Genomic DNA, 26,033 nt, shown 5'->3' with positions numbered 1-26,033 from the left:
GAGGAGAAAAAGAGATGCAGTTAAAGAAAAAACCAGTAACAGGAATGAAAGATATTTTACCTCAGGAAATGGAAATCCGCGATTATGTTATCGGACTGATTAAGGAAACTTACAAACAGTTTGGTTTTACCTCCATGGAAGCACCCTGCGTAGAACACATTGAGAATCTGACCAGTAAGCAGGGTGGGGACAATGAAAAACTGATTTTCCGTATTCTGAAAAGAGGAGAAAAGCTGAAAATCAGTGAGGCCAAGGAAGAAAATGATTTGGTGGACAGTGGTCTGCGCTATGACCTTACCGTTCCACTGTGCCGTTTCTATTCCAACAATGCCAATGAACTGCCGCAGCCATTCAAGGCTCTGCACATCGGAAATGTATTCCGTGCAGACCGTCCTCAGAGAGGCCGTTTCCGTCAGTTTATGCAGTGTGATATTGATATTCTGGGCGAGCCGACTTTCCTGGCTGAAATTGATGTTATTCTGGCAACTTCCACTTTGGTAGGAAAGCTGGATTTCGACAGCTTTACCATTCGTATCAACGACAGAAGAATTTTAAAGGCCATGGCAGCTTACAGCGGTTTTCCGGAGGAATCCTTTACCCAGGTATTTATCATTCTGGATAAAATGGATAAAATCGGCATGGACGGCGTGGCAGCAGAGCTGGTGGAATCCGGTTTTGACCAGGCAGGCGTAGAAAAATATATGGATTTGTTCAAGGCTATGGGTGCCGGCGTTGACGGTGTGGCTTACTGCAAGGAAAAGCTGGAAGGATTTTTAGATCCGAAGGTGGCAGAGGATTTGACCACGATTATCGAGAGTGTCATGCAGGCTAAGACAGCCAACTTTAATCTGGAATTCGACCCCACGCTGGTACGCGGTATGTCCTATTATACCGGACCGATTTTTGAAATTTCCATTGACGGTTTTGCAGGCAGCGTAGGCGGCGGCGGCCGTTACGATGAGATGATTGGCAAGTTCACAGGAACACCAACACCGGCAACGGGATTTTCCATTGGATTTGAGCGTATTGTTATGCTGCTGATGGAGAAAGGCTTTAAAGTTCCGGGAACAAAAGAGAAGAAGGTTTACCTTCTGGACAAAAAGCTGTCCTCTGACAAGATTCTGGCAGTGATGAAAAAAGCCGGAGAAGAGCGTGCTGCCGGACAGAGCGTGAATATTGTCTATGCAAAGAAGAATAAGAAATTCCAGAAAGAGCAGCTGGAAAAAGAAGGATATTCTATTATAGAAGAAGTATACAACGATTCCGAATTATAAGAATCGGAAACAGCAGAAGGAGTAGATACTATCATGGCAGAATCAATGAATGGGCTGAAAAGAAGCCATAGATGTGCAGAAGTGACGAAAGCGGATATCGGAAGCACCGTAACCTTAATGGGCTGGGTGCAGAAAAGCCGGAATAAAGGCGGAATTGTGTTTGTAGATTTAAGAGACCGTTCCGGTATCATGCAGATTATTTTTGAAAACGAAGATATTGACGAGCAGGGCTTTGAAAAGGCAGGACGCTTGAAAAGTGAGTTTGTGATTGCGGTAAAAGGCCATGTAGAGGCACGTTCCGGTGCGGTAAATACCAATCTGGCTACCGGAGAAATTGAAGTGCGGGCTACGGAACTTCGTGTTTTATCTGAAGCGGAGACACCACCGTTTCCTATTGAAGAAAACAGCAAAACCAGAGATGAAGTGCGCTTAAAATACCGTTATCTGGATTTGAGAAGACCTGATTTGCAGAGAAATATGATGCTGCGCTCTCAGGTGTCTACCCTGGTTCGTCAGTTCCTGGCAAAAGAAGGGTTTCTGGAAATTGAGACACCGACTCTGATTAAGAGTACGCCGGAGGGAGCCAGAGATTATCTGGTGCCGAGCCGTGTGCACCCGGGAAGTTTTTATGCGCTTCCGCAGTCTCCCCAGATTTTTAAACAGCTTTTGATGTGCTCCGGTTATGACCGTTATTTCCAGCTGGCCAGATGTTATCGTGACGAAGATTTGCGTGCGGACCGCCAGCCGGAATTTACCCAGATTGATATGGAACTGTCTTTTGTAGATGTGGAAGATGTTCTGGACGTAAACGAAAGAATGTTGGCGTTCCTGTTTAAAGAGGTTCTGGATATAGAAGTACAGCTGCCTATTCAGAGAATGACCTGGCAGGAAGCCATGAACCGCTTTGGTTCTGACAAGCCGGATTTGCGGTTTGGCATGGAACTGACCGATGTTTCCGAAGTGGTAAAAGACTGTGAATTTGCAGTGTTTAAAGGCGCTTTGGAAAATGGCGGCAGTGTGCGTGGTATCAATGCCAAGGGACAGGGAGCTATGCCTCGTAAGAAAATTGATAAGCTGGTAGAATTTGCCAAAGGCTACGGAGCCAAAGGTCTGGCTTATATTGCCATTGGAGAAGACGGCACAGTGAAATCTTCTTTTGCCAAATTCATGAAGGAAGAGGAAATGGCAGCCTTGATTTCTGCTATGCAGGGAGAAAACGGCGACCTTCTGCTCTTTGCCGCAGATAAGACAAAGCTGGTATGGGATGTTTTAGGCGCACTGCGTCTGGAACTGGCAAAACAGATGAACCTTCTGGATAAAAACGAATATCGTTTCGTATGGATTACAGAATTCCCACTTTTAGAGTGGTCAGAGGACGACCAGAGATTTACTGCTATGCACCATCCGTTTACTATGCCTATGGAAGAGGATTTGCAGTATATTGATACAGACCCTGGCAGAGTTCGTGCAAAAGCCTATGACATTGTCTTGAACGGCAATGAAATCGGCGGCGGTTCTGTGCGTATCCATCAGGACGACATTCAGGAAAAAATGTTTGAAGCTCTGGGCTTTACAAAGGAAGAAGCGCAGAAGCAGTTCGGTTTCCTGTTAGATGCCTTTAAATATGGCGTTCCGCCTCACGCAGGACTGGCTTATGGTCTGGACCGTCTGGTTATGCTTATGGCAAAGGTAGATTCCATTCGTGACGTCATTGCCTTCCCGAAGGTGAAAGACGCTTCCTGCCTCATGTCAGAGGCGCCGGATATGGTAGACGAAAAGCAGTTGGAAGAACTGGGCATTGCCATTCGTGTACAGGAAGAAGAAACAGCAGAATAAAAGAACAGAAAAAGAGAGTCCCTCTGGATGTGGCCATGATGGCCGCGCCTGGCGGGACTCTCTTCTTATGTTTTTCATTTTGGGCAATTAGTTTTTGCTTTCCGAAACCGTATTCAGTGCGTTCTGTACATCTCCAAAAACAGCCTGAGAAACCTCAGGAGTCATTTGAATTTTCCAGTTTACTCCATCATTTACCAAAGGAATTTCTACATCGTGAGAAACTACGGCCTTATTTTGTTCCATACAGGAAAGCAAAAGTTCGTATTCTTTCTGTCTTCTTCCCTCAGAACCGCCTGCAAGAGCTGCAGAAGTTTTCAGCCACTTGGAAAGTTCTTCCTGATAAGTCTGCAGAATCTGTTCAAAGTCCGCACTGGTAATGGCAGTCTGTACAACCGCAGAAGTACCGTCAATGGTTTCTTTTTTGATTTTAAAGTCAAAAGACTGATGAATTTGTTCCGTGACAGCCTGTATCAAGGTGTTCTTCTCAGAATCTTCTGTGTCTGTCAGAGTGTCAAGAGACAGATAATGTTTTAATTGTTCCGAATCAAACTCCTTCATTGTATGGAAATGTGTTTCTACAATTTCAGAAGGAGAGAGGAGATTGGAACTGGTGACATAGGAAAAGAAATTTCCCGTCAGAGTTTCATCTAACTTGGCGGTATGGATAACCTTCCAGGTGTCTCCTTTTTTTTTCAGAGAAATGTCTGCGGAAACAGACTGGGTTTTATAATCTTTGGATTCCAATAATTCTCTTAAAAGCGTGTAGGAATCTGCAGCAGAAGTTTGTACTTCACTGGGGCTGGCCTCTTGTTCGATATTCTTTTCCAGAGAAAGCCGGGCAAAATCTTTGGCCAGTTTTTGGCTGTTCATAATCTTTAATTTTGTATGAACAACGGCTTTATTTTCTGTAATGGAAATTTTCCCGATTTTATAAGAGAAGTCTTTATAAAAGAGCTGGAAAATATACGCAATGTCTTCCGAAAGGCCGTCCTTATTCTGGAAGACCAAAGCCATATCTTCTGTCTGCATATACTGCCGGGCCATCTCCGAATCAGAGTCCTTCAACTGGTTCAATTCTGTTTCCAAGGCTTTTCTCACATTTTTTTCCTCTTTGGAATCACAGCCGGAAAGGAAGAATAGAATCAGGCAGCAGCAGACGCATAAAAAAAGCGTTGTTTTTCTGGGGGTCATATCAGTTCTCCATGTTTTCTTTTTCTTTTGTAGTATAACCTGAAATAGGATGTTTCAAGTGTATTTCATTAGTTTATCAAAATTGTGTATAACTTGCAACACAATGCAGGAACAGAAATCCATAGAATCGTAAGAAAAATGTAAAATAATGCGTAAATTTTAAGAAAAAAACCGGGGACATCCCGGCTATTTTTTGATATACTAGGGGTATAAACGGACAAAATTAACGATATGCAATAAAAAATCTGAAAAAGAAAAGAGGTAGCATATGAAGAAAAAACAGAAAATCATAGCAGGTGTCTGTGCAGCAGTATGCATCGGAGGGCTGGCAGCAGGAATTTTTTTCAGCCACAATAAGAAAGAAAAAGACGGGAAAGAACTGGCTTATGTCATGAGCGTTTCCTCTATGAATGAAATGGCGGGAATCCAGCGGATGTCCGGCGTGGTAGAATCCCAGAAAACCCAGGATATTCAAAAAGATTCGGAAAGAGAAGTAAAAGAAGTCCTGGTAAAGGCAGGAGATGAGGTGGATGTAGGAACCGCATTGTTTACATATGATACAGAAAAACTGGAAGCTGATTTGCAGCAGGCCCAGTTGGATTTGGAAAGAGCAGATAATGATATGGCAAATCTGAAAGCCCAGATTGCCCAACTGCAAAAAGATAAAGAAAATGCGTCAGAGGATGAACAGCTTTCTTATACGACCCAGATACAATCCGGGGAAATGGACTTGAAAAAAAGCGAATATGAGAGAAAAGCAAAAGAGGTAGAAATCAACCGCCTCCAGAGCCAGATACAGAATTCTACCGTGAAAAGTGATATGAAAGGCGTTGTAAAATCTGTAAACAATGAAAATAGTTCCAACAGCAACATGTACAGCGATTCCAGCCAGGCTTTTATGACAATTCTGGCTACGGGACAATACCGTATCAAAGGAAAGGTCAATGAGCAGAATGTTTCTCAGGTTGTAGAGGGACAGCCGGCCATTATCCGTTCCCGTGTGGATGAAAATATGACCTGGAGAGGGACATACACAGCGGTGGATACGAAAAATCCCAATAACAGCAGCAATAACATGATGTATGGAATGTCTTCAGAGGAAGCCTCCCAGAATACCTCAACCTCCTATCCCTTCTATGTAGAACTGGAATCTTCGGAAGGACTGCTTTTGGGACAGCATGTGTATATTGAGCAGGACAACGGACTGGAAGAAAGGGAAAAAGGCATTTGGCTGGATGAAGCTTTTATTGCGGATATAGATAAGAAGCCTTATGTATGGGCAGAGACCGGGAAAGGCACACTGGAGAAAAGAACCGTGGTGCTTGGAACCTATGATGAGAATATGATGCAGTATAAGATTGAAAAAGGTCTGAAAAGTTCAGATTATGTGGCTTATCCCCAGGAATTTTTAAAAGAAGGTATGAAAACCACCCATGAGATAGAAAACAGCACCATGGGCGGCGATACGGGCGGAGAAGTTCTGCCGGAGGGAGAATCCGTTCCGGAGGGAGAAGTATTGCCGGAAGGCGAAATGGTTCCGGAAGGCGAAACAGTACCGGAGGGTGAAGAACAGCCGGCAGAAACTTCAGAGGAAGGAAACGATGTAGCATTAGGTGGCTTACAAAAGGAATCAAATTTCCTTCCGGGAATCTGAAAGAAAGGGGAAAGCTATGGATAAAAAGAAAATAAAAATAGCGGTCATCAGTACGGCAGGTATTTTGTTAGCCGGGACAGGTATCTGGTTTGGAGTGACAAAGCTGCAGAAAGCAACGGTCAGTGTGTATTCTATGAATGAGCTTTCTCAGTCTGTATTCGGAGATATGCCCAGTCTGGAAGGCTCTGTTTCCTCCAACGTATCCCAGCAGGTGCATCTTGCAGACAAACAGATTGTATCCCAGGTTTTTGTGAAAGAAGGGCAGGAGGTAAAAGAAGGCGACCCTCTTTTATCTTATGATATGACGCTGGTAAATCTGGACTTGGAAATGGAAAAGTTAAATAAACAGCAGTTGGAAATTAAGAAAAAGGGTCTGGAGCAGGAACTGCAGAAGTTAAAAGAAGATAAAAGCCAGATGGCATCCACAAAGAAAAGTTATGAATTGCAGCCTCTGAACCAGACTTCAGAGCAGCCTTCCAACCCGGAAAATTCGGAAGGGGAAGATACCGGGGCAGGAAATGGAACAGATAACGGCACGGCCACACCCCCGGGAGAGAATCCGCCTGGGGAGCAGGGAGAAGAGGGAAGCGGAGAAACCGTCACACCTCCAAATGGGGAAGAGACTCCGGATAACGGAGCGAACCAGGAAACGCCGGATACAGAAAAACCTTCCGGTGCTTACCAGCGGCTTTATCGTGATGTGACACTTCCCAGCACCGAATTTCCCGATGACGATGCCATTATAGAAAATGCCATTCCCTATAAAAGAATGGGAGAAAACAGCGCTTATGACGTTTATCTGTGTAAACAGAATGTGCTGATTCAGGGAGCTTTTCTCAATCAGCTTGCAGGCTTTGATGAATCCGGAGAACGGGTGAGAGACCCGTATTCCTGTATTTTAGAAGTGCGCAGTGAGGATTGTACAGATGGTGTGCTGCTGGCTTCTATGACACTGGATGGAAGCGTTTTGGAAAACAGTGTAGAGCCGTCTGCCTGGTTTGCTACCAGCCTTGGGAGGAATCAGTGGGAAGAATTGCTTCCGCAGGAGCCCCAGGATGATACCTGGGAAGAACTGCCTGATGGTATGGGAAATATGATGCCGGAAGAAGACATTATCGGCGGTTATTCCAAAGAAGAACTGGAAAAAGCCATTGGAGAAAAAGAAAGAGAAATTTCCACAGCAGCGCTGGATATTAAAGAAGCCCAACTGAAAATTCAGAAGGTGGAACAGCAGCTTCAGGAAGAAACCGTGAAAAGTACGGTAAACGGTGTGGTAAAAACAGTAGGAGACCCTGCAAAGGGGGAAATTGACGGAGAACCCTTTATGGTAGTAGAAAGCAGCGGCGGCGTTTACATACAGGGTGTGGTGGCCGAAAATGTACTGGATAAGGTAAAAGCGGGGCAGATACTGACCGGAATGGGATATGAATCCATGATGGGATTTGAGGCAGAAGTGAAAGAAGTTTCTCCTTATCCCCAGGATAATTATTCTATGGGCGGCGACAGGGAAATGTCTTATTATCCATTTACAGCGTTTATCAAGGACAGCACAGGGTTAAAGGATAACGAAATGGTAAGCCTGGATGTTCCTCAGGAAGACAACAGTATTCAGGGGATTTTTATCAGTAAACAGTTTATCCGAAACAAAGACGGAAAAGACTTTGTATACAAAGAAGGGAAAAACGGAAAACTGGAAAAGCAGACAGTGAAAACCGGCCAGATTTTCTATGGAGAATTGGTGGAAATCAAAGAAGGCATTACCGAAGAAGACTATCTGGCATTTCCCTATGGGAAAAAGGTAAAAGACGGGGCAAAAGTAAAGAGAAGTGAAATTTCAGAGCTTTATAATATGTATTAAGAAAGGAAAGCAGATACATGATTGAAAATATAAGATTGTCGTTCCAGGGAATCTGGGCACATAAAATGCGTTCCTTTTTGACCATGCTGGGTATTATTATCGGCATTGCCTCTTTGATATCCATTGTGTCTACCATCAAAGGAACCAATGAGCAGATTAAGAAAAATCTTATCGGTGAAGGGGATAATGTGGTTGATATTTATCTGAGTGATAACGGAAGTGAATATCAGATTGAATATCAGGGAATCCCGGAAGGCGTGCCTGTGATTTCGCAGGAACAAAAGGAAAAAATTCTGGATTTAAAAGAAGTGGAAAATGCAACGCTTTATCAGTCAAGGCAGTATGCCAGCGGGATTTATTATAAGGATAAAAGCATCAATGGCGGAAATGTACTGGGCATTGACAAAGACTATCTGGATACCTGTGGGTATCAGGTGATTCGCGGACGGGGATTTTCAGATAAGGATTATGAAAAATACAGCAAAGTGATTCTCATGGATGAAACCGCAGCAGGCAGTCTCTTTGAAAAGGGAGAAGAAGTAGGGAAAACCGTGGAAATTCAGGGAGAACCCTTTACGGTAACAGGCATTATTAAGAAAGTGGAAGAATTTGAGCCTGTGATTAACAGTATAGAAGAATATAATACCTATTACAGCAGCAGCGGCGGCGTGGTTCTTATGCCGTCTGCAGCCTGGCCGGTGGTATATCAGTATGATGAGCCGCAGATAGTTTCCGTTAAAGCGCCTTCTCCGGAAGAGATGAGCGCAGCCGGAAAGAAAACAGCTAAAATTTTAAATGAATCGATTACCTCGTCCACAGGTACCATAAAGTACGAAGCAAAGGATATGATGGAAAAGGCCAAAGGCCTGCAGCAGATTAGCGAGAGCACCAATCGTCAGCTTTTGTGGATTGCCAGCATTTCCCTTCTGGTAGGAGGAATCGGCGTTATGAATATTATGTTGGTGTCTGTGACGGAGCGGACGGGTGAAATCGGTTTGAAAAAGGCTATTGGAGCCAATAAATGCAGAATTTTGGGGCAGTTTCTTACAGAAGCCTCGGTGCTGACCAGTATCGGTGGAATTTTAGGCGTGTTTGCGGGAATTATTCTGGCGGCAGGAATTGCTAAAATGTCCGGAACTCCCATGGTTATCAGTATTCCGGCAGCCGTAGGTGCCGTGGTGTTCTCCACGGTTATCGGAATCGTATTCGGACTGCTTCCCTCCATTAAAGCGGCGAATTTAAGTCCTATTGAAGCCCTGCGGAGAATGTAAAAAAGGATTGTATTTAAACAGGCTCTATGGTATCATTAGAACTAGCGACTTAAAATAGAAAAGGAGCTCAAAACCATGGAGAAAACAAGAGTCAAAATTGTAACGGACAGCAACAGCGGCATTACCCAGAAACAGGCAGAGGAACTGGGAATTACCGTGCTTGCCATGCCATTTTATATTGATGAACAATTATATTTTGAAGATATCACACTTACCCAGGAGGAATTTTACAGACATCTGGAGAAGGATGCGGCTATTTCTACCTCTCAGCCTTCTCCTGCAGATGTTATGGAAACATGGGAAAAACTGCTGAAAGACTGTGAAGAAATCGTGCATATTCCCATGTCCAGCGGGCTGAGCAATTCCTGTCAGACCGCTTTTGTTCTGGCAAAGGAATTTAACGGAAAAGTGCAGGTGGTGGATAATCAGCGCATTTCTGTAACCCAGAGACAGTCGGTTATGGACGCCATGGCTCTGGCAAAGGCCGGAAAATGTGCGGCAGAGATTAAGGAAGTTCTGGAAAGGGAAGCGGGAGAATCCAGTATTTATATTACCCTGGAAACGTTGAAATATTTGAAAAAAGGCGGCAGAATCACACCTGCGGCGGCAGCCCTTGGTACCGTGCTGAATTTAAAGCCGGTTCTGCAGATTCAGGGGGATAAGCTGGATGCGTTTTCAAAAGCCAGAGGAAAGAAGCAGGCGAAGCGTACCATGCTGCAGGCTATGAAGGCAGACCTGGAAGGCAGATTCCGCCAATATACGGAAAAAGGGCTGATGTGTCTGGAAGCGGCTTATGCGGGAAATCCCGAGGAAGCGCTGGAGTGGAAGGAAGAGCTGGAAAAGCAGTTCCCCGGTATGCCTGTGCATATGGACCCTCTGTCTTTAAGCGTAGCCTGCCATATTGGACAGGGCGCTCTTGCGGTAGCAGTTTCAAAAAAAGTGGAAGTGGAGTAAAAGTACATGAAGAGAATTGTTGAACATATAGAAGCAGTATTAAAAGAGGCATTTCTGGCAGCCGGATATGATGAAAAATTTGCAAAGGCAACGGTTTCCAATCGTCCGGACCTCTGTGAATACCAGTGCAACGGCGCCATGGCGGCAGCGAAAACATATAAAAAAGCCCCCATTATGATTGCAAACGATGTGGTGGAAAAACTGCAGAACAGTGAAATCTTTGAAACCATAGAGGCTGTCAATCCGGGATTTATCAATATCAAGATAAGCAAAAACTATCTGGCAGGGTATTTAAATGACATGCTGGAAGATAACAAACTGTCTGTAGAAGAGAGTAAAGAGCCCAAAACCATTGTCATCGACTACGGCGGACCAAACGTGGCAAAACCGCTTCATGTAGGACATCTGCGTTCCGCAATTATTGGTGAAAGTATTAAGAGAATGGGACGTTTTCTGGGACATAAAGTGATTGGTGATGTACATCTGGGAGACTGGGGTCTGCAGATGGGGCTGATTATTACAGAACTGTCCAAAAGACAGCCGGATTTGGTGTACTTTGATGAAAGCTATGAAGGAGAATATCCTAAAGAACCACCATTTACCGTAAGCGAACTGGAGGAAATCTATCCAACAGCCAGCGGCAAATCCAAAGAAGATGAAGCTTATAAAAGTGAAGCCTTAGAAGCGACTCTGCAGCTGCAGCAGGGCAGAAGAGGGTATCGTGCCCTGTGGAAACACATTATGGAAGTGTCTGTGGCAGATTTGAAGAAGAACTATGCCAAATTAAAAGTAGATTTTGACCTCTGGAAAGGTGAGGCTGACGCAGACGCCTACATTCCGGATATGGTAAAATACCTGAAGGACAACGGATATGCGTATATGGACCAGGGCGCCCTGGTGGTAGATGTGAAAGAGGAGTCTGACACAAAAGAAATCCCGCCGTGTATGATTTTAAAATCAGACGGTGCGTCTCTGTACAATACCACCGATTTGGCCACGATTGTGCAGCGTATGGAAGATTTTCATCCGGATGAAATTATTTATGTGGTGGATAAACGTCAGGAACTGCATTTTGTACAGGTGTTCCGCTGTGCAAAGAAAGCGAACATGGTGGATGAAGATACAAAGCTTTCCTTTGTGGGATTTGGTACCATGAATGGAAAAGACGGAAAGCCTTTCAAGACAAGAGAAGGCGGTGTTATGCGTCTGGAACGTCTCATTGCGGAAATCAATGAAGAAATGTACAAAAAAATTGTGGAAAACCGCAGTGTAAAAGACGAAAATGCAGAGCATACGGCGCAGCTGGTTGGCTTATCTGCCATTAAATATGGAGACTTGTCTAACCAGGCTTCCAAGGATTATGTATTTGATATTGACCGTTTCACTTCTTTTGAAGGAAATACGGGTCCGTATATTTTGTATACCATTGTGCGTATCAAGTCTATCTTAAACCGTTACGCAGAAGAAGGCAAAAATCCGGAACAGGGAAGCATTCAGGATGCAGTCAGCGACAGTGAAAAGACATTGATGCTGGAACTTTCCAGATTCAATTCCATTATTGAACCTGCTTTTGAAGAAAAAGCGCCTCATAGAATCTGCTCCTATATTTATGATTTGGCAAATGCTTTTAACAGCTTTTATCACAACACCAGAATTCTGGCAGAGGAAGACCAAAGCAAACAGACTTCCTGGATTCGTCTGCTGGCCTTGACAGAGAAAGTCCTGGAAACCTGTATTGATTTGCTGGGATTTGACGCCCCGGAGAGAATGTAAGGAGAAAAGGAGACAAGTATGAAAGATACAAATTGCGCGTACTGCATGGAGGGAACACTGGTAGATGCCTTCGGAATTAAAATATGTGAACTCGAGACTTCTAAAGTATATTTGTTCAAAGAACAGAGCCATCCGGGAAGAGTGATTGTAGCCCACAAGAAACATGTGAGCGAAATTACAGAGCTGACAGCACAAGAGAGAGCAGCTTATATGGAAGATATTAACAAAGTAGCCCAGGCGGTACATCAGCTGTTCCACCCGGATAAAGTGAATTACGGAGCGTACGGAGATACAGGGCATCACCTGCACTTTCATCTGGTACCGAAATATAAAGACCAGTATGAATGGGGCGGAACCTTTGCCATGAATCCTGCTGAAAAAACTCTGACAGAAACAGAGTATGCGGATATGGTGGAAAAATATAGAGAAGTGCTTATGAAATAATCTCAGGTTATGGAAAAAGAACGAGGAATCCAAGACAGCAGGAGAACAGAAGCTGTCTATGGATTCCTTTTTTGAACAGGCCGTTTACACAAACAGAAAAAGACTGCCGCAGCAGCCTTTTTCTAAGAATTTTAAATTATTCAGAAATTATTCCTGAGGACCAGCAGCAACTAATGCTTTACCAGCTTCGTTTCCTTCGTATTTAGCGAAGTTCTTAACGAATCTCTGAGCCAGGTCTTTTGCTTTTGTTTCCCATTCGGAAGCGTCAGCATAAGTATCGCGTGGGTCAAGGATGTTAGAATCTACACCAGGAAGTTCTGTAGGTACTTCAAAGTTGAAGTGAGGAATCTTCTTAGTAGGAGCGTTTAAGATATCTCCGTTTAAGATAGCATCGATGATACCACGGGTATCTTTGATGGAGATACGTTTTCCTGTTCCGTTCCATCCTGTATTTACCAGGTATGCTTTTGCGCCGCTCTGTTCCATTTTCTTAACAAGCTCTTCTGCATATTTTGTTGGGTGCAGTTCCAGGAAAGCCTGGCCGAAGCAAGCTGAGAAAGTTGGTGTAGGCTCTGTGATTCCACGTTCTGTACCAGCCAGTTTTGCTGTAAATCCAGACAGGAAGTAGTACTGAGTCTGTTCCGGTGTCAGGATAGATACTGGAGGCAGTACGCCAAATGCATCTGCAGACAGGAAGATAACTTCTTTTGCTGCCGGTGCGGAAGAAACAGGGCGAACAATGTTTTCAATATGGTTAATCGGATAAGATACACGAGTATTTTCTGTTACGCTCTTATCTGTGAAGTCGATTTTTCCTTCGGAATCCAGAGTAACGTTTTCAAGAAGAGCGTTACGTTTGATTGCGTTGTAGATATCTGGTTCGGATTCTTTATCCAGATCGATAACTTTTGCGTAGCAGCCGCCTTCAAAGTTGAATACGCCGTTGTCATCCCAGCCGTGTTCGTCATCACCGATAAGAAGACGTTTCGGGTCTGTGGACAGAGTTGTTTTACCTGTTCCGGAAAGACCGAAGAAGATAGCTGTGTTTTCACCGTTTAAGTCTGTGTTTGCAGAGCAGTGCATGGAAGCGATACCCTTTAACGGCAGGTAGTAGTTCATCATAGAGAACATACCTTTTTTCATTTCTCCGCCGTACCATGTATTTACGATAACCTGCTCACGGCTTGTAATGTTAAACATAACAGCTGTTTCGGAGTTTAATCCTAATTCTTTGTAGTTTTCTACTTTTGCTTTGGAAGCGTTGTATACGATGAAATCAGGCTCAAAGTTTTCCAGTTCTTCTGCTGTAGGCTGGATAAACATATTTGTAACAAAGTGAGCCTGCCAAGCAACTTCTACGATGAAACGGATAGCCATACGGGTATCTTTGTTTGCGCCGCAGAAAGCGTCTACAACGTACAGTTTTTTATTGGAAAGTTCTTTGATAGCCAGGTCTTTTACAGTAGCCCATGCTTCCTGTGAAGCCGGATGGTTATCATTTTTGTATTCGTCAGAAGTCCACCATACAGTATCTTTGGAGTTCTCATCCATAACAATATATTTGTCTTTAGGAGAACGTCCGGTGTATACACCTGTCATTACGTTCACTGCGCCAAGTTCACTTTCCTGACCTTTTTCAAAACCTTCCAGTTCCGGTTTTGTTTCTTCAGCGAATAATAATTCATAAGAAGGATTGTGAACGATTTCAGTCGTTCCTGTGATGCCGTACTTGCTTAAATTCAATTCTGCCATCTTACATGTACCTCTCTTTTCTTTCATAATAATCACCGGAATTCAGCCTGAAAAACAGGCTTCCGTGATATTCCTTTTCAGAGAAACCAGTAACCTGGTTCTCTTTTCTATTATACATATTTACCTCAATAAATCAATAAAAAAAATATAGATTTTATAAAAATTGTTTAAATTTTAACGACTTTTACCCTTTGACCGGGAAAAACATAAATGCTATGATGTAATATAGAAAAAACAGGATGAAAAAGGGAACGGAGGAACATGAAAAAGATATTGCTGATTGAGGATGACAGAGACTTAAATACCGGGCTCACCTGTGACTTGGAATTGGAAAATTACCGGGTCTGTTCTGCATTTACATTGGGAGAGGGCATGGAGATTCTTACACGGGAAGAAGTGGATTTGATTTTGCTGGACGGGAATCTGCCCGATGGGGACGGCTTTGATTTCTGCAGGGCCGTAAAGGCAGAACAGGATATTCCCGTTATTTTTCTCACAGCCAGGGATATGGAACGGGACGAGATGAAGGGCTTTGACTGCGGTGCGGATGATTATATCACAAAACCTTTTAAAATGCCCATTCTGCACAGGAGAATTCAGGCAGCTCTGCGGAAAAGTGGAAAGACGGCAGACAGGGCTGTGTATGACGATGGATATCTGAAAATAGATTTTGATAAAATGACGGCTGTAAAAGGCGAAGAAAGCCTTTCTATGACGCCCACGGAATATCGGATTTTACGGCTTCTTATTGCCAATGCAGACCGGGTGATGACAAAAGGGCTGCTGCTGGAAAAAATCTGGGACCAGGGCGGGAGCTTTGTGGATGAACATACAGTGGCTGTCAATATCAACCGTTTAAGAAAGAAGATAGAAACCCCTGTGCGCTCTTACATTAAAACTTTGTATGGAATGGGGTATCAGTGGAAAGGCGGGAAATAAAAGTGGAAATTATTTTGCTGGCGTTTTCTTTTTTCTTTTTTCTCTTTGGGCTGTTTCTGGTGTTTTATGCCAGAAGGGGAGTTCTTTCGTATACTTCACAAATCATGGAATGCCTGGAAGCCATGATTGCAGGCAAGAGGAATATTGTATTCCAGGAAAGTCAGGAAACGCTGATGGGTAAAATTCAGATGAGAATGCGTCGCCTTTATGAAATCATAGAAATGAAATCGGAGGAAAACCTTCGCCAGAGAGAACAACTGGAATCCATGATTTCCGACATTTCCCATCAGGTAAAGACTCCTATCGCAGGTATTCGTATGTATCACAATCTTCTGGAGAGAAGGGGGATTTCTGAAGACCAGAGGGAGAGATTTCTCCAGGCCTCGGAACATCAGGTTGATAAGCTGGAGTTTTTTATGCAGAGCATGATTCGAATGTCCCGAATGGAAACAGGACTGATTAAGGTGCAGCCAAAAGAACATTCTGTCTATGAACTTCTGGCAAGGGCTATCTGTGATGCTGCCTTAAAGGCAGAGGAAAAAGGAATTGAAATCCAAGTTTCCTGTGAGGAAAGCCTTCGGGCGTATTTTGATAAAAGATGGACACAGGAAGCCGTGTTTAATGTGCTGGACAATGCCATTAAGTACACCGGACAGGGAGGAAAATTGTGGATTTCAGCGGAAAAGACAGATTTTTTCGTGAGAATAAAAATCCGGGACAATGGAAGAGGTATTCCGGAAGACAGACTTCCCCATATTTTTAAACGTTTTTACAGGGAACCGGAGTCTGCAGAGACAGAAGGTATAGGCATTGGGCTTTATCTGACCAGAGAGATTGTCATGCTCCAGAAAGGTTTTGTGGAAGCCCACTCCAGAGTTGGAGAAGGAACGGCTATTTGTATCCACCTGCCTGTAGAGCAGTGAAAGCAGAAAAAGAAATTATCTCAATTCTGTTACTTTTTTGAGAACAGTTTGAGATAATTTTTTTGTATGCTGATAGCATCAAAGGAAAGGAAGGTACTAAGATGGATTATATTTTAGAAACAAAGGATTTGAAAAAATATTACGGACAGGGGACAAATGTGACAAAAGCCCTGGATGGAGTAAGCGTTGCAGTGGAAAAAGGGGAATTTGTATCTGTAATTGGTACATCAGGCAGCGGAAAATCTACTATGCTTAATATGCTGGGCGGTTTGGACGTTCCCACCTCGGGAAGTGTGAAAATCAGAGGAAAAGAAATTGCAAAAATGAATGATGAGCAGCTTACGGTTTTTCGCAGAAGGAATATTGGTTTTGTATTTCAAAATTACAATCTGGTGCCCATTCTGAATGTATATCAGAACATTGTGCTGCCGATAGAACTGGATGGGAACAAGGTAGACAGAACCTATGTAAAGGAAATTATCAGGGTTCTGCATTTGGAGGAAAAACTGGATAATCTGCCGAATAATCTTTCCGGAGGACAGCAGCAGAGAGTAGCCATTGCCAGAGCGTTAGCGGCAAAACCAGCTATTTTGTTAGCAGATGAACCTACCGGTAATCTGGATACCCGCACCTCCTTGGAGGTCATGCAGCTTTTAAAAATGACTACAACGGAGTTTGGGCAGACGCTGGTGATGATTACCCACAATCCGGAATTGGCTCAGATAGCGGACAGAATGCTTCATATTGAAGACGGAAAGATTACAGAATAAGGGGGCAGGAAGTATGAAGCTGTTGGAAAATAACAATCGGAAGTTTATGAAAAACTTGTCGGGAAGCTGCCTGAAAGCCAATAAAAGCAGAAATGGGATTGCGGTACTTGCCATTATTTTGACGGCGGTTCTTTTTATGGGGCTGACTACGGTTATGGAAGGTACGCAGGTATCCATGAAAAATCAGATGCTTCGTCAGGCAGGAAGCCGTTTTATGGTGTCCTTAAAAGGTCTGTCAAAAGAAGAAGCAGAGACTCTGGCAAAGGATTCCGTGTTTTCAGAAGCCGGAGTAGAGCACTATGTGGCTAATGTAAATAACCAGGAACTGAGAAACATTCACGCATTGGCAGGATGGGTAGATGAAACTACGGCAAAAAACAGTTTTATGGAGTTAACAGAGGGGCATTATCCTAAAAAGGAGAATGAAATTGCCTGTGATACGGAAATTCTTAAGCTGTTGGGAGTTTCCCCCAAACCGGGCAGCACCGTTACTTTGCAGTATTCTATAGGAGAGGAAAAGCTGGAAAAGAAAATGACCCTTTGCGGTGTCTGGGAAGGAAGGAGTCATGAGCAGAACGCCTCCCTGCTGATTTCCAAAGGACTGGCTGAAAAGATGGAGACAAAAGGGGAAAGCTACAGTGTAAGGGGGAGTTTTCACAGTGATAAAAATATACAGGAGCGGCTGGATAACCTGATTGAGAAAATGGGATATGACCCGGAAGCCAAACAAGGCGAGGAGGGATATCTGATTCACCATGTAAGCCCGGCTTACGAGCAGTCTACACAACAGTCTCCCCAGACTATAATATTGATAGGAATCGGGATTCTGCTGATTTTGTTTGCCGGTTATCTGGTCATTTACAATATTTTTAAAATTTCTGTGGAGAAAGACATTCGCTTGTATGGACAGTTAAAAACCATTGGAACTTCGCCGAAACAGATTCGTTACATGATTATCCGGCAGGGAAGTATCCTCTCTCTGGTGGGAATTCCCGCAGGACTGGTACTTGGATGGCTTTTGGGAAATGGACTGCTGCCCCTGGTTATGGCAAGTACAAATTTTGCGGAAACAGAGTTTATCGTTCCCTCCTGGTGGATATGGCTGCTGGCCGCGCTGTTTACTTTTGTAACGGTGCGTATCAGCTGCAGCAGACCGGGAAAGATTGCAGGAAGAATTTCTCCTGTGGAAGCATTGAAATATCAGAGCGGTGTGCAAAATAAGCAGACCCACAGAAGAGGAAAAGAAACCCGTTTTCCGCTGGGGGCCATGGCGGTGGCCAATTTAAGCAGAAATAAGGGAAAGACGCTGTTGGTAGTATTATCCCTTTCTTTCAGCGCCGTACTTTTAAACTGCGCTTTAAATTATACCGGCAATATGGATGAGAAAACGTTTGTGGAGGGAATGGTAATTTCTGATATTGATGTTCGCAGCAGGGACTTTCTGAAGCCTGGTACAGAGGAGTACAAAAAAGTGGTGAAGGGGAGTGCTGTAAGAGAACTGGAAAATCTGGAAGGCGTACAGGATTTTGGAAAAGTGTATACATATATGCTTCCGGAAGAAAAGAGGACGGAAAAAAGAGAGGATTTGGGAAAGATCCTCCGTGTGAACGGAAAAGAAACATCAGAAAACAGCCAGGTTTTTGAACGAAATCGCATGTTATATGGATACAATGAAAATGCATTGGCCAGAGCAGCTGTAATAGAGGGAACGATGGATTATGAAAAACTTTGCAGCGGAGATTATGTAGTGATGGCGGGCAGTCTGGGAGATTCGGGAGAATATAATTATGAGGCACAGGAATTTCACGCAGGTGATATTATTGAAGCTGAAATCAAAGGAACAGTAAAGGAATATACGGTTCTGGCAGTGGTAGGAGTGGAGCAGGCACAGGAGATGAGCTACAGCAGCGGTGGTTATGAAGCCATAGCCTTTCCGGAGTCGGTATTTTTGCAGATGTTTCCGGAAATGCAGAATCCGATTCACTGCCTCTTTGACGCAAAAGAAGGTTCCTTTGATACCCTTTATGAGAAGGTGGAGAAGATTGCCGAGGGAAACAATCTGTCGGTACTTACCCGATTGACGGCGGAAGCAGAATTTAAGGAAATAAAGACTACGTTTAGTATGGTAGGAATTGTGGTTTCTGTCATTCTGGGCAGTATCGGAACTTTAAATCTTGTCAACGTGATTTTGACAGGTGTAATTGCCAGACAGAGAGAATTTGCTGCCATGAGAAGCATCGGCATGACGAAAAAGCAGCTCAGAAAGCTGATGATTTGTGAAGGAGTGCTTTATGCAGTGCTGGCAGGAATGATGGGGCTTTTTATCAGCGCGATTTTGTCCATGACCCTGGTAAAAGGAATTACTGCAGGAATCTGGTATATGAAATACCATTTTACTCTGGTTCCTGCGCTGGTAGTGTTTGGGATTTCCCTTTTCTTGTCTGTGTGCATTTCCGCCATGACGGATAAAATATGGAACAAGAGAAGCGTGGTGGAGCTGCTGCGGGCAGAGTAGTTAGGAAAAGGCTGTTGCACATACGGCAGGCTGCGTTATAATGAGAAGGACAAAGAAACTGTTAAAAACTGTTTTGGAGGACAGGAATATGTGGATATTTTATGCAATAGGTTCTTCCTTTTTTGCCGGAGTGACAGCCGTTCTTGCCAAATGCGGAATCCGAAAGACGGATAGCGATGTGGCAACGGCCATTCGTACGATCGTGGTACTGCTGTTTTCCTGGCTTATGGTTTTTCTTACAGGGGCAGAAACAGGAATGGCACAAATCAGCGGCAGAACATTTTTGTTTCTGATTCTGTCCGGTCTGGCCACGGGGGCCTCCTGGCTGTGCTATTTCCATGCACTGCAAAAAGGGGATATAAACCGGGTGGTTCCCATTGACAAATCCAGCACGGTGCTGACCATTGTGCTGGCTCTGATATTTCTGGGAGAAGGGATGAGTTGGAAGAAAGCGCTGTCCGTAATTTTGATTGGCGCAGGAACGCTGCTGATGATTGCACCAAAGGCAGCAGAAGGGCAGGAAAATCATACAAAGGGCAGAGAGTGGCTGGTATATGCTGTTCTGTCCGCAGTATTTGCCAGTTTGACAGCCATTCTTGGGAAAATTGGAATTCAGCATGTAGATTCCAATCTGGGCACAGCCATCCGAACCACAGTAGTGCTGTTTATGGCGTGGATTATGGTGTTTGCTGCCGGAAAACAGAGGGAGGTTAAGCAGATAGAGAAAGGGGAGTTTGGATTTCTGCTTCTGTCCGGTCTGGCTACAGGGGCTTCCTGGCTGTGCTATTACCGGGCTTTGCAGGAAGGGCCTGCCAGTGTGGTGGTGCCCATTGATAAACTGAGTATTCTGGTTACTATTTTGTTTTCCGCAGTGGTATTTGGGGAAAAATTGTCAAAGAAAGCGGGGGTTGGCCTGGGCTGTATGGTTTTTGGAACGGTTTGGCTGGCTTTTCAGTGAGAAAACAGGAATTTCACCTGTTTTCTCTTTTGAGGTATGGTACTTCGGGAATGTTGTGCGAGATTGTCTGGAGCAGGCAAGGGTGTGGCTGTTAAAGTCTGAACTTTCCGTAAAAGAGGTTGGAAACCGATGTGGTTTTCAGGACACCAGTTATTTTATCAGGGTTTTTTACAGACATTTTGGAGAGACACCGTCTGCTTTCCAAAGCCCCAATGCAGGTGTTTTCACAAAGTAGATTTCTTCTCCGTTTTCCAGGGTATTCCACCCCTCCTTAAGTGTCTCCGGATTGTATAGCTTTGCCGCTTCTTCATAATCCATCCAGTCGTAACCAACGCGGTTGATGTCTTCTTTGCTGAGATTTTCCGGTCTGGTACAGTAAGTGATACGGAATCTGCCGTCGGATGAACCTTGGATTAAGTGGGCAGCCGCCATAATACGGTTTTCAAAGACACCTTTTCGGAACAGTTCTAATACATAGTCCCGTCCTTTATATCCATATGTTCTGGTCATTTGGTCCATTTCCTCGTTTTCACCAAAGGACTTGACCCCGGGTGCGAGAATTATCAAATCTCCACCGTCTGCTACAGCCATGCGGGTGCGGTAAATTCCTTTGTTTCCCACCCAGGTGGTTTTCAGTTCACAGGGGTCTAAATAAGTAACCAGTTTTTTGGCTCTGCGCGCTACATGGCAGATGTTCAGCTTTGTGGACAATGCTACACCGTGTTCAAAAGGCTTTCTGGATGAACCGATATAAAGTCCGTTTAAGCAGACCTCCTCTTTCTTTAAAGTGGTTACCGTCTGCAAATAGACCAGAGGAAGCCTGCCGTCCAGAAAATGCTGCTGTGCGTAATCAAAGACTTTCCGGGCGGGAGAATCTGCTACGCCCAGAGCTTTTTCCATACCGCAGATGGCACTAAGCATATGGGATTTGTTAATCATCTGCCGTCCGCCTACACCTACGAAAATATTTTTGCTGTAATTTGCCATACCTACGACCTCATGGGGAACAACCTGGCCTACGGAGAGAATGAGATCATAGCTGCCGTTTATAAGTTTTTCATTGACCTCCACTTCGATTTCTGTAGAATATAGTCCCTGGGAAATTTCTTCAATCACTTCTTTTGGAACGGTTCCAATAGAAATTGTATCGGTTTGCCAGTGGTGAACCAGAAAGGCTCCGTCAGGAATGTCTTTTCCAAACATTTTTTCTTTTTCTTCTTTATCCATTTCCATATGTGTGCCAAGAGCAGGCATAATATGAACCACGGCTCTCGGCGACAGCTTTTCATAGAGCATCCGGGTAAGTTCTCCGGCATAAGAGTAGCAGCGGGTAAAATCCGGAGGAATAATCAGTACTTTTTTTACATGGGGAAACTGTGCCAGCAATGCTTCTAAAGCCTGGTTCACTTCTTTTGGGGAAAGCCCCTTTGTTTCATCGGTTAAGTAGATTTCTTTCATAGAAACTCCAATCTGCCGTAAAAGGCATTTTCTTATCGGTCTTCAAATTTTAATACGATTTTTAATACATCCTGGGGATGTTCCTGAATCATAGTCAGGGCCTCCATAATATCTTTATAGTTGTACGCCTTGGTCATCAGCTGCTCTGGCTTCAGAGTTCCGTCTTCAAATCCGGCAATCACTTCATCAAAGCAGTTGTTATTTAAGCGGGAACCCACAATAGTCAGTTCTTTTTTCGTGATTTCTGCCATGGTAATCTGGGAGGGCTGGTTTTTCAGACCGATACAAACCACGCGTCCGGCAGGGCAGGCCAGCTGGACGGCCTGCTCAAAAGAGGAAGGAATACATACGGTATCCACAACAACGGGAATTCCTTCTCCATCTGTAAATTTCATCAGCCGTTCTTCCAGGTTTTCATTGGAAACCAGAACCGTTTCATCTGCGCCCATGGATTCTGCCTTTTCCAGACGTTCTTTGACTAAATCTGTCATAATAACCTGAGCGCCGTTTCTCTTAGCCACCTGCATGGCACAGATCCCAATGGGACCGGATCCCATAATCAATACCTTGTCTCCTTTTGAAATCTGTCCTCTGCGGTTGATTTCCACTCCAATGGTAAACGGCTCCACAAGACCAAGGAGAGATTCGTCAAAATCCTTGTGGAAGAGATGAATGTTTGATTCAGGTGCAGTTACATATTCGGCAAAGCCCCCATCTCTGTGAACGCCCATGACTTCAAGAGAAGAGCAGACATTGTGTCTTCCGATACGGCAGGCGTAACAGTGACCGCAGCTTCTTACCGGGTCTACGGCAACTTTGTCTCCGACTTTTACAGAAGTTACGTTTTCGCCTATTTCGGTAACAATGCCGCCAAATTCATGTCCAATGAGCCGGGGATAAGTAGCCAGAGAATTGGTTCCATTGTAAATACCAATATCAGAGCCGCAGATGCCCCCGGAGGTAATCCGTACAAGGACATCATCTTTCTTTTGGATAGTTGGTTTTGGTACATCTACGATTTCTACTTTAAATGGTTCGGTTACTTTGATAGCTTTCATAATTCCATACTCCTTCATCATAAATAATATTAATATATTAGTTTGCTGCGATAATCTATAGTACTAAAATAAAATATGTACCATATAGAAGAAATTGGAATAAAGATGGTCAGATAACTGATATATCAGTTTGTGCAGTCACTATAGCAGAGTCTCATAAAAAGTGCAATATGAAATCCCTACAAGAAAAAGGGGAATATCTTGTAGAATCTACACAAAACATATGACGTATTATGATAAAAAGATACTTCCAACCGGACCATTGACGGAAGAAGAGGCCTGTGCTACGATTCTGAAAGAAAGGAAAACAGGAGAAGAAGAAATATGCCCATAATACTGTCAAAAAGAATAGAAAAAGAAAATAACCGGGAGTATGCGTACCGTGTTTTAAGGGATAATATTATGACTCTGCAGCTTTTGCCGGGGACAACCATTAATGAAGGAGAATTAGCCGAACTTTTTCATACCAGCAGAACACCCATACATGAAGCGGTATTAATGCTGAAAGAGGAATATCTGGTAGATGTGTATCCTCAAAGCGGTTCTAAAATTTCCAGAATACAACTGGACATTTTAAAGGAGGGATATTTTTTGCGCTCACTTATAGAGCCGGAGCTTATAGCCCATATGGCGGGAAATATTTCTTCCGGGCAGGCGGCAGAACTCAGAGAGAATCTGGACAGACAGAAAGCGGCCCTTCATCAGAAGGATAAGATAGATACTTTTTTTAAACTGGATGATTCTTTCCACCATCTGCTGTACCAGATGGCAGGAAAACCCCGCACCTGGTATGCAGTGAAAAAAGTCAGTACCCATTATGACCGGATTCGGTATCTGGATGCCATTATGTACCATACCGAATTGAAAAATATTTATGAAGAGCATAAGAAAATTTTTCAGATTTTGCTTCTGGGTATGGCACCGGATTTTGAATGGAAAAATTTTTACGACCGACATCTGGGAACTTACCGAAAAGGATTTTCAGAAATTTTTGAAAAGTATCCGGAATACTTTGCGTAAATAGTTGTGCAAAATATATAAAAATTAAACGATAAATTTATGATTATTCAACATAATTTCGTTTCCTTATTGACGTATGACGTCTTATATGCTACATTCTTTGTATGGAATAAAGAGGTCATACGTCTTACTATTAACAATCAAAAGGAAAAGAAAAAGGAGGAAACGATTATGTTTTCAGGAGGAATGGTATCAGGGCCACTGTTAATCGGCATTTTTATTCTTGCCATTGTGGTATTGCTGCTGCTGATTATTAAATTTAAACTCAATGCGTTTGTTGCACTTTTGCTGACGGCATTTGGTACAGGGGTATTGGTGAACATGCCGCTGCCGGATGTGGCAAGTACAGTTACGGACGGATTCGGAAGCACTCTGGGCAGTATTGGTATGGTAACCGGCTTAGGTGTTATGCTGGGAAAATTCATGTTTGAATCCGGCGGTATCGAATCTATTTCCAACGGAATTTTAGGTATATTCGGAGAGAAAAAATCACCGGTTGCTGTGGCAATTTCAGGATTTATTACCGGTATTCCGGTGTTTGGAGATGTGGTGTACATTATGTTTGCACCGATGCTTCGGGTATTGTCCAAAAAAACAGGCATTTCCATGGTTACCTTTTCCTGTGCGATTTCGGTGGCAACGACCTGTACTTTTGCGCTGGTACTTCCGACAGCCCCGCCTTTAGCTGTGGCTGGAGAGCTGGGCGTGGAAATTGGTATCTTTTTCTTTTATGCTCTGATTTCTGCCTTTGTAGGTATGCTGGCCGGCGGTATTTTCTATGGTATGCTTCTGAACAAGCAGGATCACAAAAACAATCATTTTTATACCTTTGAAGATTTGGACGAAGAAGAAGCAGAGATGAACAAAGCTGCAGGCAGAAAGAAAATGGGCGCAGGAAAAGCATTGTCCATTTTACTGGTTCCCATTATCCTGATTCTGCTGGGAAGTTTTGTGCCGTTGGCGCTTGGAGACGACGCAGCGATAACGCCTGTTGTAAAATTTATCGGCGACAAAAACTTTGCTATGATGGCAGGTGTTGTATATGCAGCATTGATTTCCCGGAAATATATTGAAAAATCAGCTACGGATATTATGACAGAAGCAGCTGATCAGGTAGGTTTGATTCTTCTGATTACAGGTGCAGGCGGAGCTTTTGGTAAAATTCTTCAGGCTACGGGAATCGCAGACTATGTGGCCGGTTCCTTGTCTCAGTTCAATATTCCGATTCTGGTGCTCTGTTTCCTGATTGCACAAATTATCCGCTGCGCACAGGGTTCTACAACGGTAGCCCTTATGACAACCGCAGCGATTTTATCCAGTACCATTGCCACATGCGGAGTTTCTCCTATTCTGTGTGCAATTGCCATTTGTGCAGGCGGTATCGGTTTATCTTTGCCAAATGATTCCGGTTTCTGGGCTATTAGCAGATTCTTCCGGATTTCCGTACCGGATACAATCCGAGGTTGGAGTATCGGCGGGTTTATAGCGGGTGTGGCTATTTTGATTTTTGTGTCCATTTTATCCTTGTTCCAGGGGTTCCTTCCGGGATTGATGATGTAAATCGTTTCTTTCCTGTTTTTGCAGAGTAAAAGTAGACTTTTCATTGGCAGACTGATATAATAAGAACTTGCATAGGTATGCAGTTATAGGAAATTGAGGAAAAATATATGTTAGAGTCAGTGAAAAATAATAACAAACTGTTGCCGGAGCAGGTATCTGAGCAGATTGCTAATCTGATTACCGACAGGGCTCTGCACGCTGGTGATAAACTGCCAAATGAATTTGAAATGGCAGAACAGCTTGGTGTGGGAAGAGGCACTATCCGGGAAGCGGTAAAAATTCTGGTATCCAGAAATGTAGTAGAGATAAAAAGAGGAAGAGGTACTTTCGTGTGCCATCATCCGGGTGTGGTCGATGATCCTTTTGGTTTTGCTTTTGTAAAAGACAAAAAGAAGCTGGCTATGGATTTATGCGAAATCCGTATGATTATTGAGCCTGAGATTGCTGCGCTGGCGGCAGAGAGAGCCACAGAAGAAGAAGTAGAGGAACTGCAGAAAACAGCGGATGAGGTGGCAGTGCTTTGCAGACAGAGAAAGCAGCACATGGAAAAGGATATTGAGTTCCATGAAAAAGTAGCAAAATACAGCAAAAATTCTGTAACGCCAAAGCTGATTCCGGTGATTCAGGCAGGTGTGTCTGTGTTTATTCATGTTACAGACCTGTCGCTGGCCCTGGACACTATCCGAACCCACCAGATGATTGTGGATGCCATTCGTGCTCATGATTCTCAAAAAGCCAGAGAAGCCATGATTGAACATTTACGGAATAACAAAGAGAAGATTGAGGAAATGAAGGAGCTGTCGCAGTAATGCGGCGGCTTTTTCT

Annotated in this window: 21 protein-coding genes; 17 read left to right on the top strand and 4 right to left on the bottom strand. The window is 43.8% G+C overall.

The window, feature by feature from the left end:
* Nucleotides 1-14 precede the first annotated feature (14 nt).
* Complete coding sequence (gene hisS / locus WKT17_RS00100) at nt 15-1,274, top strand: histidine--tRNA ligase (RefSeq protein WP_173748756.1); 1,260 nt, start codon at nt 15-17, stop codon at nt 1,272-1,274.
* 33 nt (nt 1,275-1,307) lie between these two features.
* A complete protein-coding gene (aspS, locus tag WKT17_RS00095) occupies nt 1,308-3,110 on the top strand; it encodes an aspartate--tRNA ligase (protein ID WP_291681184.1) in 1,803 nt (600 codons plus the stop codon).
* An 87-nt stretch (nt 3,111-3,197) separates the two neighbouring features.
* Here the strand turns inward: aspS and WKT17_RS00090 are convergent, their stop codons facing one another.
* On the bottom strand, nt 3,198-4,301 hold the full coding sequence (locus WKT17_RS00090; protein WP_291681183.1) for a hypothetical protein: 1,104 nt from the start codon (nt 4,299-4,301) through the stop codon (nt 3,198-3,200).
* Nucleotides 4,302-4,569: 268 nt separating this feature from the next.
* On the opposite strand from WKT17_RS00090, the gene WKT17_RS00085 reads away from it, so the two are divergent.
* The 6 genes from WKT17_RS00085 (at nt 4,570) to WKT17_RS00060 (ending at nt 12,255) form a co-directional block, all read left to right on the top strand.
* The gene (locus tag WKT17_RS00085) at nt 4,570-5,955 is read left to right on the top strand and encodes an efflux RND transporter periplasmic adaptor subunit (protein ID WP_173748753.1); all 1,386 of its coding nucleotides are present in this window, start codon (nt 4,570-4,572) and stop codon (nt 5,953-5,955) included.
* 16 nt (nt 5,956-5,971) lie between these two features.
* Nucleotides 5,972-7,813: a biotin/lipoyl-binding protein gene (locus tag WKT17_RS00080; RefSeq protein ID WP_291681182.1), complete on the top strand. Its 1,842-nt coding sequence runs from the start codon at nt 5,972-5,974 to the stop codon at nt 7,811-7,813.
* 17 nt (nt 7,814-7,830) lie between these two features.
* Nucleotides 7,831-9,084: an ABC transporter permease gene (locus WKT17_RS00075; RefSeq protein ID WP_173748751.1), complete on the top strand. Its 1,254-nt coding sequence runs from the start codon at nt 7,831-7,833 to the stop codon at nt 9,082-9,084.
* Nucleotides 9,085-9,159: 75 nt separating this feature from the next.
* Nucleotides 9,160-10,038 (top strand): DegV family protein, encoded by an 879-nt coding sequence (locus WKT17_RS00070; RefSeq protein ID WP_173748750.1) that lies wholly within the window; start codon nt 9,160-9,162, stop codon nt 10,036-10,038.
* A gap of 6 nt (nt 10,039-10,044) precedes the next feature.
* Nucleotides 10,045-11,811 (top strand): arginine--tRNA ligase, encoded by a 1,767-nt coding sequence (gene argS, locus WKT17_RS00065; RefSeq protein WP_291681181.1) that lies wholly within the window; start codon nt 10,045-10,047, stop codon nt 11,809-11,811.
* Nucleotides 11,812-11,829: 18 nt separating this feature from the next.
* Nucleotides 11,830-12,255: an HIT family protein gene (locus WKT17_RS00060; protein WP_173748748.1), complete on the top strand. Its 426-nt coding sequence runs from the start codon at nt 11,830-11,832 to the stop codon at nt 12,253-12,255.
* 147 nt (nt 12,256-12,402) lie between these two features.
* Here WKT17_RS00060 and pckA read toward each other — a convergent pair whose 3' ends face one another.
* Nucleotides 12,403-14,007 (bottom strand): phosphoenolpyruvate carboxykinase (ATP), encoded by a 1,605-nt coding sequence (gene pckA, locus WKT17_RS00055; protein WP_173748747.1) that lies wholly within the window; start codon nt 14,005-14,007, stop codon nt 12,403-12,405.
* A 261-nt stretch (nt 14,008-14,268) separates the two neighbouring features.
* Between pckA and WKT17_RS00050 the strand changes: the two genes are divergently transcribed.
* From WKT17_RS00050 to WKT17_RS16270, 6 genes are all read left to right on the top strand, one after another.
* Entirely contained in the window at nt 14,269-14,946 is a 678-nt protein-coding gene (locus tag WKT17_RS00050) for a response regulator transcription factor (RefSeq protein ID WP_173748746.1), read from the top strand.
* Nucleotides 14,947-14,948: 2 nt separating this feature from the next.
* A complete protein-coding gene (locus WKT17_RS00045) occupies nt 14,949-15,869 on the top strand; it encodes a sensor histidine kinase (RefSeq protein ID WP_291681180.1) in 921 nt (306 codons plus the stop codon).
* Between the two features lie 101 nt (nt 15,870-15,970).
* Complete coding sequence (locus tag WKT17_RS00040) at nt 15,971-16,639, top strand: ABC transporter ATP-binding protein (protein WP_173748744.1); 669 nt, start codon at nt 15,971-15,973, stop codon at nt 16,637-16,639.
* A 13-nt stretch (nt 16,640-16,652) separates the two neighbouring features.
* Nucleotides 16,653-19,154, top strand: coding sequence for an ABC transporter permease (locus WKT17_RS00035; RefSeq protein WP_291683537.1), 2,502 nt, complete (start codon nt 16,653-16,655; stop codon nt 19,152-19,154).
* Nucleotides 19,155-19,242: 88 nt separating this feature from the next.
* A complete protein-coding gene (locus WKT17_RS00030) occupies nt 19,243-20,112 on the top strand; it encodes an EamA family transporter (RefSeq protein ID WP_173748742.1) in 870 nt (289 codons plus the stop codon).
* 55 nt (nt 20,113-20,167) lie between these two features.
* Complete coding sequence (locus WKT17_RS16270) at nt 20,168-20,347, top strand: helix-turn-helix transcriptional regulator (RefSeq protein WP_419525796.1); 180 nt, start codon at nt 20,168-20,170, stop codon at nt 20,345-20,347.
* On the opposite strand, the gene WKT17_RS00025 is transcribed toward WKT17_RS16270, so the two are convergent.
* Together WKT17_RS00025 and WKT17_RS00020 are read right to left on the bottom strand one after the other, a co-directional pair.
* Nucleotides 20,281-21,570 carry a lactate racemase domain-containing protein gene (locus tag WKT17_RS00025; protein WP_173748740.1) on the bottom strand — a complete coding sequence of 430 codons (1,290 nt, stop codon included), beginning with the start codon at nt 21,568-21,570 and terminating at the stop codon, nt 20,281-20,283. The genes WKT17_RS16270 and WKT17_RS00025 overlap by 67 nt on opposite strands.
* 32 nt (nt 21,571-21,602) lie before the next feature.
* Nucleotides 21,603-22,628 (bottom strand): zinc-binding alcohol dehydrogenase family protein, encoded by a 1,026-nt coding sequence (locus tag WKT17_RS00020; protein WP_173748739.1) that lies wholly within the window; start codon nt 22,626-22,628, stop codon nt 21,603-21,605.
* A 324-nt stretch (nt 22,629-22,952) separates the two neighbouring features.
* Between WKT17_RS00020 and WKT17_RS00015 the strand changes: the two genes are divergently transcribed.
* From WKT17_RS00015 to WKT17_RS00005, 3 genes are all read left to right on the top strand, one after another.
* On the top strand, nt 22,953-23,648 hold the full coding sequence (locus WKT17_RS00015) for a GntR family transcriptional regulator (protein ID WP_173748738.1): 696 nt from the start codon (nt 22,953-22,955) through the stop codon (nt 23,646-23,648).
* A 171-nt stretch (nt 23,649-23,819) separates the two neighbouring features.
* Complete coding sequence (locus WKT17_RS00010; protein WP_173748737.1) at nt 23,820-25,208, top strand: GntP family permease; 1,389 nt, start codon at nt 23,820-23,822, stop codon at nt 25,206-25,208.
* Between the two features lie 107 nt (nt 25,209-25,315).
* On the top strand, nt 25,316-26,017 hold the full coding sequence (locus WKT17_RS00005) for a FadR/GntR family transcriptional regulator (RefSeq protein WP_291683538.1): 702 nt from the start codon (nt 25,316-25,318) through the stop codon (nt 26,015-26,017).
* Nucleotides 26,018-26,033 lie beyond the last annotated feature (16 nt).

The sequence above is a fragment of the Blautia sp. HCN-20427 genome, from assembly GCF_037890365.1.
Taxonomy (GTDB): domain Bacteria; phylum Bacillota; class Clostridia; order Lachnospirales; family Lachnospiraceae; genus Blautia.
This window is presented reverse-complemented; position numbering and strand designations above follow the sequence as displayed.

Coding starts and splice junctions, on each gene's coding strand:
- hisS (WP_173748756.1), top strand. CDS start 15: ATGCAGTTAAAGAAAAAACCAGTAACAGGAATGAAAGATATTTTACCT.
- aspS (WP_291681184.1), top strand. CDS start 1,308: ATGGCAGAATCAATGAATGGGCTGAAAAGAAGCCATAGATGTGCAGAA.
- WKT17_RS00020 (WP_173748739.1), bottom strand. CDS start 22,628: ATGAAAGCTATCAAAGTAACCGAACCATTTAAAGTAGAAATCGTAGAT.
- WKT17_RS00035 (WP_291683537.1), top strand. CDS start 16,653: ATGAAGCTGTTGGAAAATAACAATCGGAAGTTTATGAAAAACTTGTCG.
- WKT17_RS00005 (WP_291683538.1), top strand. CDS start 25,316: ATGTTAGAGTCAGTGAAAAATAATAACAAACTGTTGCCGGAGCAGGTA.
- WKT17_RS00010 (WP_173748737.1), top strand. CDS start 23,820: ATGTTTTCAGGAGGAATGGTATCAGGGCCACTGTTAATCGGCATTTTT.
- WKT17_RS00030 (WP_173748742.1), top strand. CDS start 19,243: ATGTGGATATTTTATGCAATAGGTTCTTCCTTTTTTGCCGGAGTGACA.
- WKT17_RS00085 (WP_173748753.1), top strand. CDS start 4,570: ATGAAGAAAAAACAGAAAATCATAGCAGGTGTCTGTGCAGCAGTATGC.
- WKT17_RS00025 (WP_173748740.1), bottom strand. CDS start 21,570: ATGAAAGAAATCTACTTAACCGATGAAACAAAGGGGCTTTCCCCAAAA.
- WKT17_RS00090 (WP_291681183.1), bottom strand. CDS start 4,301: ATGACCCCCAGAAAAACAACGCTTTTTTTATGCGTCTGCTGCTGCCTG.
- WKT17_RS00070 (WP_173748750.1), top strand. CDS start 9,160: ATGGAGAAAACAAGAGTCAAAATTGTAACGGACAGCAACAGCGGCATT.
- WKT17_RS00050 (WP_173748746.1), top strand. CDS start 14,269: ATGAAAAAGATATTGCTGATTGAGGATGACAGAGACTTAAATACCGGG.
- WKT17_RS00075 (WP_173748751.1), top strand. CDS start 7,831: ATGATTGAAAATATAAGATTGTCGTTCCAGGGAATCTGGGCACATAAA.
- argS (WP_291681181.1), top strand. CDS start 10,045: ATGAAGAGAATTGTTGAACATATAGAAGCAGTATTAAAAGAGGCATTT.
- WKT17_RS00040 (WP_173748744.1), top strand. CDS start 15,971: ATGGATTATATTTTAGAAACAAAGGATTTGAAAAAATATTACGGACAG.
- WKT17_RS00080 (WP_291681182.1), top strand. CDS start 5,972: ATGGATAAAAAGAAAATAAAAATAGCGGTCATCAGTACGGCAGGTATT.
- pckA (WP_173748747.1), bottom strand. CDS start 14,007: ATGGCAGAATTGAATTTAAGCAAGTACGGCATCACAGGAACGACTGAA.
- WKT17_RS00060 (WP_173748748.1), top strand. CDS start 11,830: ATGAAAGATACAAATTGCGCGTACTGCATGGAGGGAACACTGGTAGAT.
- WKT17_RS00015 (WP_173748738.1), top strand. CDS start 22,953: ATGCCCATAATACTGTCAAAAAGAATAGAAAAAGAAAATAACCGGGAG.